This is a genomic window from Aeromicrobium sp. (genome assembly GCF_025965075.1).
Taxonomy (GTDB): Bacteria; Actinomycetota; Actinomycetes; order Propionibacteriales; family Nocardioidaceae; genus Aeromicrobium.
In genome coordinates this window covers 1-6,633 of record NZ_JAOPXQ010000177.1, presented here as the reverse complement: position 1 = coordinate 6,633, position 6,633 = coordinate 1, and the positions used below count along the sequence as shown (strand labels likewise).

Genomic DNA, 6,633 nt, shown 5'->3' with positions numbered 1-6,633 from the left:
CACGAGCTCATCACGATGGGACGCGTCGGCGTCGACATCTACCCCGAGCAGATCGGGGTGGGTCTCGAGGACGTCACGACGTTCGCCAAGTTCCTCGGCGGCAGCGCGACCAACGTCGCGGTGGCCGCCTCCCGGCTCGGGCACCGCTCGGCCGTCGTGACCCGCACGGGCGACGACCCGTTCGGCCGGTTCATCCACCGCGAGCTCGTCGGCTTCGGCGTCGACGACCAGTACGTCACGCCGGTCGCAAGCCTGCCCACGCCGGTCGTGTTCTGCGAGATCTTCCCGCCCGACGACTTCCCGCTGTACTTCTACCGCGAGCCCAAGGCACCGGACCTGGAGATCCACGTCGATGAGCTCGACTTCGACGCGATTCGCGCCGCCGACGTCTTCTGGGTGACCGTCACGGGCCTGTCGCAGGAGCCGAGCCGCGAGGCCACGCTGGCCGCGCTCGAGGCCCGCGGGAAGCGGGGCACGACGGTGCTCGACCTGGATTACCGCCCGATGTTCTGGGAGTCGACCGAGCTGGCCACCACCCAGGTGCAGGCCGCCCTGCCGCACGTCACGGTCGCCGTCGGCAACCGCGAGGAGTGCGAGGTCGCGGTCGGTGAGACCGATCCGCAGTCCGCCGCCAAGGCGCTACGCGCGGCGGGCGTCGAGCTCGCGATCGTCAAGCAGGGTCCGGCCGGCGTGCTGGGGGTGCGCGGGGACGAGCACGTCGTCGTGCCGCCGGTCGCGGTCGACGTGGTCAACGGCCTGGGTGCCGGCGACGCGTTCGGCGGCTCGCTGGTCCACGGTCTCCTCAACGACTGGGACCTCACCCGCATGCTCTCGTTCGCCAACGCCGCCGGGGCCTACGTCGCCGGCCAGCTGTCGTGCGCCGACGCGATGCCCACCGTCGACCAGGTCGACTCCGTACTCGCCCGAGGAAGGGTCTGATGACCACCGTCACCGCCCAGGACATTGCCGCACTGGTCACGACACGCGTGCAGCACCCCGAACGCATCGCCGAGCTGGCCGCGGCCCGCACCCAGCCGACGGGTCTGGTCGGCAGCACGGGCCGCCTGCTGCTGGTAGCCGCCGACCATCCGGCCCGCGGCGCGCTGCGCGCCGGCGACGACCCCCTCGCGATGGGCGATCGACCCGAGCTCCTGGCCCGCATGGTGCGGGCCCTCGAGCGGCCCGGCGTCGACGGCGTGCTCGGCACGGCCGACATCATCGAGGACCTGCTGCTGCTCGGCGCCCTCGAGGGCAAGGTCGTCATCGGGTCGATGAACCGTGGCGGCCTGGCCGGCACGGTGTTCGAGATCGACGACCGCTTCACGGGCTTCGACGCGTCGGCGATCGCCGGCGCGGGCTACCAGGGTGGCAAGATGCTTTTCCGCATCGACCCCAACGACCCCGCGACCCCCGCCACGATGCAGGCCTGCGCCGACGCGACCGGCGAGCTCGCGTCCCACCGGCTCATGTCGATGGTCGAGCCGTTCATCTCCGGCCGCGACGAGTCCGGTCGCATGCGCAACGACCTGACCATCGAGGCGGTCATCCGCTCGGCGACGGTCGCCGCGGGCCTCGCGCCCACGTCGGCGTACACCTGGCTCAAGCTGCCGGTCGTCGAGGACATGGAGGCCGTGCTTGCCGCCTCGACCCTGCCCGTGGTGCTGTTGGGCGGTGAGGTCTCGTCAGATCAGGACGCCCAGTTCGCCGCGTGGTCCAAGGCGCTCACGAGCCCGACCGTCCGCGGCATGGTCGTCGGCCGCTCGCTGCTGTTCCCGCCCGGCGGTGACGTCGAGGCCGCGGTGGACGCGACGGTGGAGATGATGACGGCATGAGTCTGGTGCTGCGTGCGGGTGAGGCGGCCAGTGGGCCGTTCGCCCTGGAGGTCACCCCCAAGTCCGCCGGGTGGGAGTTCAGTGGGCTGCGGGTCCTCGAGCTCGCCGCCGGGCAGCGCGAGGAGCTCGACACCGACGACTGCGAGGTCGTCGTGCTGTCGCTGGGTGGGTCCGCCGAGGTGACCGTCGACGGTCACACCTTCACACTCGGCGGACGCTCCAGCGTCTTCGACGGCCCCAGCGACGTCGTGTACGCCCCGCGGGACGCCCGGCTCGCCGTCTCGAGCGCCGAGGGCGGACGCTTCGCGCTGGCCTCCGCGGTGTGCCAGCAGCGCCTCGAGCCTGCCTACCTGCCCAAGGAGGACGTCCCCGTGGAGATGCGCGGTGCGGGCCAGTCGAGCCGGCAGGTCAACAACTTCGGCGTGCCCGGCGTCCTCGCCGCCGACCGCATCATCGCGTGCGAGGTGCTGACGCCGGGCGGCAACTGGTCGTCGTACCCACCGCACAAGCACGACGAGGAGCGCGACGGCGAGACGCGCCTCGAGGAGATCTACTACTTCGAGGTCGCCGACGGCCCGGCCGGGCCCGGGATCGGGTTCCAGCGGGTCTACGGCCACGACGACGCCGAGATCGACATCTCGGCCGAGGTCCGCAGCGGTGACGTCGTGCTGATCCCGCACGGCTGGCACGGTCCGTCGATCGCCGCCCCCGGCTACGACCTGTACTACCTCAACGTCATGGCCGGTCCGGGCGAGGAGCGGGCCTGGCTGATCTGCGACGACCCGGCCCATGCCTGGATCCGCGACACCTGGGCCGACCAGCCCATCGACCCCCGCCTCCCGTTCGGAGGGACCGCATGACCGTCCTCACCGTCGCGCAGGCGACCGTCCGCTTCCTCGAGGCGCAATTCACCGAGCGGGACGGCATCGAGCGCCCGTTCTTCGCCGGCTGCTGGGGCATCTTCGGCCACGGCAACGTCGCCGGGGTCGGCCAGGCGCTGCTCGAGCGTGAGCAGTCCGGTGACCCCTCCCACCTGCGCTTCTTCCACGGTCGCAACGAGCAGGCCATGGTGCACGCCGCGGTGGCGTACGCCCGCCAGCGCGACCGGCTCGCCGCGATGGCCGTGACCGCCTCGGTCGGCCCCGGCGCGACCAACATGGTCACCGGCGCCGCACTGGCCACGATCAACCGCCTGCCGGTGCTGCTGCTGCCGGGCGACACGTTCGCGACCCGGGTCGCCAGCCCCGTGCTGCAGGAGCTCGAGAGCGCCCAGCAGGGTGACATCTCGGTCAACGACGTCTTCCGGCCCGTGTCGGTGCACTTCGACCGGGTCGACCGTCCCGAGCAGCTCGCCTCGGCGCTGCTGCACGCGACGCGCATCCTGACCGACCCGGCCGAGACCGGCGCCGTGACGCTGGCGCTGCCGCAGGACGTGCAGGCCGAGTCGTACGACTTCCCCGACGACCTGTTCGCCCGGCGGGTCTGGCACGTGGCCCGTCCCGTGCCCGAGCCGGCCGCGCTCGAGCGTGCCGTCGCGGTCATCCGCTCGGCCCGCCGGCCGCTCGTCGTCGCCGGCGGCGGGGTCGCCTACTCGCAGGCCAACGATGCGCTGCAGGCGTTCGTCGAGGCCACCGGGATCCCGGTGGGGGAGTCGCAGGCAGGCAAGGGCTCGCTGGCGTATGACCACCCGCAGTCCGTAGGCGCGATCGGCGCGACCGGGACGGCGGCCGCCAACGCGCTGGCCGAGGAGGCGGACGTCGTGATCGGCGTCGGCACCCGCTACAGCGACTTCACGACGGCGTCCCGGACGGCCTTCCAGGCCGATGGGGTTCGCTTCGTCAACCTCAACGTGTCGGCGTTCGACACCCACAAGCACTCCGCGACGGGGCTGGTGGCGGACGCTCGGGAGGGCCTCACCGCCCTGACGGCCGCGCTCGAGGGCTGGCGGGCCGACGAGGCGTACACCGCCCGGGCCACCGAGCTCGCCGGCGAGTGGGACGCGATCGTCCAGCGGGCGTACGACGGCGAGGGCGCCCCGCAGGTCGCCGACGGGCTCGCGATCCAGTCCCAGGTCATCGGCGCGGTCAACGAGCTGTCCGGGCCCCGTGACGTCGTGGTGTGCGCGGCCGGCTCGATGCCGGGCGACCTGCACAAGCTGTGGCGCACCCGGGACCGCAAGGGATATCACGTCGAGTACGGCTTCTCCTGCATGGGCTACGAGATCGCCGGCGGCCTGGGCGTCAAGATGGCGGCCCTCGACGAGGACGACGACCGCGACGTCTTCGTCATGGTCGGCGACGGCTCCTACCTGATGATGAACACCGAGCTCGTGACGGCCGTGGCCGAGGGTGTCAAGGTCATCGTCGTGCTGGTGCAGAACCACGGCTACGCCTCGATCGGAGCCCTGTCGCAGTCGCTCGGCTCGCAGCGGTTCGGCACGTCGTACCGCTACCGCACCGACTCGGGCCTCGACGGCGACAAGCTCCCGGTCGACCTCGCCGCCAACGCCGCGAGCCTCGGCGCCGACGTCCTCTCGGTCGCCGGCATCGAGGACTTCCGCGCCGCGGTGCTGAAGGCCAAGGAGTCGACCCGCACGACCGTGATCCACGTCGAGACCGATCCGCTGGTCCCGGCGCCGGACAGCCCCGCGTGGTGGGACGTCCCGGTGTCCGAGGTCTCCGTCCTGGAGTCGACCCAGCAGGCCCGCCTCGCCTACGAGGATCACAAGACCCGCCAGCGTGCGTACCTCGCGCCGGCATCCGACGAGACACCCCACGAGAGGGGCAACGCATGACTCAGTACGACCACTACATCGGTGGACAGGCCCACCAGGGCGAGAGCGACCGCCTCGGCGACGTGTACGACCCGGCGCGCGGCGTCGCGAAGTCGCAGGTGCGCCTCGCGACCGCGGGCGACGTCGACGCGGCGGTCACCGCCGCCGCGAAGGCGTTCGAGACGTGGGGCGAGACGTCCGTGACGGCCCGCTCGCGGATCATGTTCGACTTCCGTCAGCTGCTCGTCGAGCACGAGGACGAGCTCGCCGCGATCATCTCCTCCGAGCACGGCAAGACGCTCGCCGACGCCAAGGGCGAGGTCGTCCGCGGCCGCGAGGTCGTCGAGTTCGCCTGCGGCATCCCGCAGCTGCTCAAGGGCGAGTACAACGACAGCGTCTCCGGCGGCGTCGACTCGCACACGTTCCGTCAGCCGATCGGGGTCGTCGCCGGCATCACCCCGTTCAACTTCCCGATCATGGTGCCGCTGTGGATGCACCCCGTCGCGATCGCGACCGGCAACACGTTCATCCTCAAGCCGTCGGAGCGCGTCCCCGGCGCGTCCGACCTGGTCGCCCGGCTCTACACCCAGGCCGGCCTGCCCGACGGCGTCTTCAACGTCGTGCACGGTGACAAGGTCGCGGTCGACGCGATCCTGGAGCACCCCGGCATCGCCGGCGTCTCATTCGTCGGCTCGACCCCCATCGCGAAGTACGTCCATGAGGGCGCCTCGCGCACCGGCAAGCGGGTCCAGGCCCTCGGCGGCGCCAAGAACCACGCCGTCGTGATGCCGGACGCCGACCTGGACTTCGCCGCCGACCACATCGTCGCCGCGGGCTACGGCTCGGCCGGGCAGCGCTGCATGGCGATCTCCGCGGTCGTCGCGGTCGGTCCCGCCGCCGACACGCTGGTCGACAAGATCCGCGAGCGCAGCGTCGACCTCAAGGTCAGCGTCGGCACCGACCCGGACGCCGAGATGGGCCCGGTCGTGACCAAGGCGTCGCGCGACCGCATCGTCGACTACGTCGGCCAGGGTGAGGCGGCCGGCGCCAAGGTCGTCCTCGACGGGCGCGACCTGGTCGTCGAGGGACTCGAGGAGGGCTTCTTCGTGGGCCCCTCGCTCCTGGACGACGTCACCACAGACATGTCGGTCTACACCGACGAGATCTTCGGACCCGTGCTCACCGTGCTTCGGGTTCCGACGCTGGATGCCGCGATCGCGCTCATCAACGCGAACCCGTACGGCAACGGCACCGCAGTGTTCACTTCCTCGGGTGAGGTGGCACGAACCTTCCAGCGGAAGGTCCACGTGGGCATGATCGGCATCAACGTGCCGGTCCCCGTCCCCATGGCCTTCCACTCCTTCGGGGGTTGGAAGGACTCCCTCTTCGGCGATCACCACATCCATGGTCCCGAAGGTGTGAGGTTCTACACGCAGGCGAAGGTGGTCACCACCCGGTGGCCGCACGTCAGCGAGGAATCGCTCGCCCAGCTCAACTTCCCGACGGCACAATGACGCCGGGACACCAGAAGAAGAGAAGGAACACACCGATGAAAAACAAGCTCAAGCTCGCTGGCGCCATCGTCGTCGTCGGTTCGCTGCTGGCAGCCTGCAGCGGCACCGGTAAGGATGACGCCACGGAGGAGAACTCGAAGGACCTGACCTACGCCGTCATCACCCACAGTGGGCCTGGCGACGCGTTCTGGGACCGGGTCAAGTCAGGTGCCGAGAAGGCCGGCAAGGACTACGGCGTCAAGGTCGAGTACAGCGCCGATCCCGACCCCGCCAAGCAGTCGCAGCTGATCGACGGCGCGGTCGCCGACAAGGTCGACGGCATCGTCGTCTCGATGGCCAACCCCGACGGCCTCGAGGACAGCATCAAGAAGGCCGTCGCCGCCGGCGTCCCGGTCGTGACGATCAACTCCGGCGTCGACAAGTTCAAGGACTTCGGCGCCATCACCCACATCGGCCAGACCGAGACGATCGCCGGCGAGGCGGTCGGTGAGCGACTCAAGAGCGAGGGCTACAA

Annotated in this window: 6 protein-coding genes; all 6 read left to right on the top strand. The window is 70.9% G+C overall.

Annotated features, from left to right (window positions below; all coding sequences use genetic code 11):
- Positions 1 to 939: 5-dehydro-2-deoxygluconokinase (iolC, locus tag JWQ91_RS10910; protein ID WP_297783607.1), on the top strand; the 939-nt coding region annotated here is incomplete at its 5' end.
- Positions 939 to 1,832 carry an aldolase gene (locus tag JWQ91_RS10905; RefSeq protein WP_297783604.1) on the top strand — a complete coding sequence of 298 codons (894 nt, stop codon included), beginning with the start codon at positions 939 to 941 and terminating at the stop codon, positions 1,830 to 1,832. The genes iolC and JWQ91_RS10905, both read left to right, overlap by 1 nt.
- Positions 1,829 to 2,692 (top strand): 5-deoxy-glucuronate isomerase, encoded by an 864-nt coding sequence (iolB, locus tag JWQ91_RS10900; protein ID WP_297783601.1) that lies wholly within the window; start codon positions 1,829 to 1,831, stop codon positions 2,690 to 2,692. Before JWQ91_RS10905 ends, iolB begins: the two co-directional genes overlap by 4 nt.
- Positions 2,689 to 4,626, top strand: a complete 1,938-nt coding sequence (gene iolD / locus JWQ91_RS10895) for a 3D-(3,5/4)-trihydroxycyclohexane-1,2-dione acylhydrolase (decyclizing) (protein WP_297783598.1) — start codon at positions 2,689 to 2,691, stop codon at positions 4,624 to 4,626. Before iolB ends, iolD begins: the two co-directional genes overlap by 4 nt.
- The gene (locus JWQ91_RS10890) at positions 4,623 to 6,119 is read left to right on the top strand and encodes a CoA-acylating methylmalonate-semialdehyde dehydrogenase (RefSeq protein ID WP_297783595.1); all 1,497 of its coding nucleotides are present in this window, start codon (positions 4,623 to 4,625) and stop codon (positions 6,117 to 6,119) included. The genes iolD and JWQ91_RS10890 overlap by 4 nt, the downstream gene beginning before the upstream one ends.
- 35 nt (positions 6,120 to 6,154) lie before the next feature.
- Positions 6,155 to 6,633 (top strand): substrate-binding domain-containing protein (locus JWQ91_RS10885; RefSeq protein ID WP_297783592.1); only part of this gene is annotated, 479 nt, incomplete at its 3' end.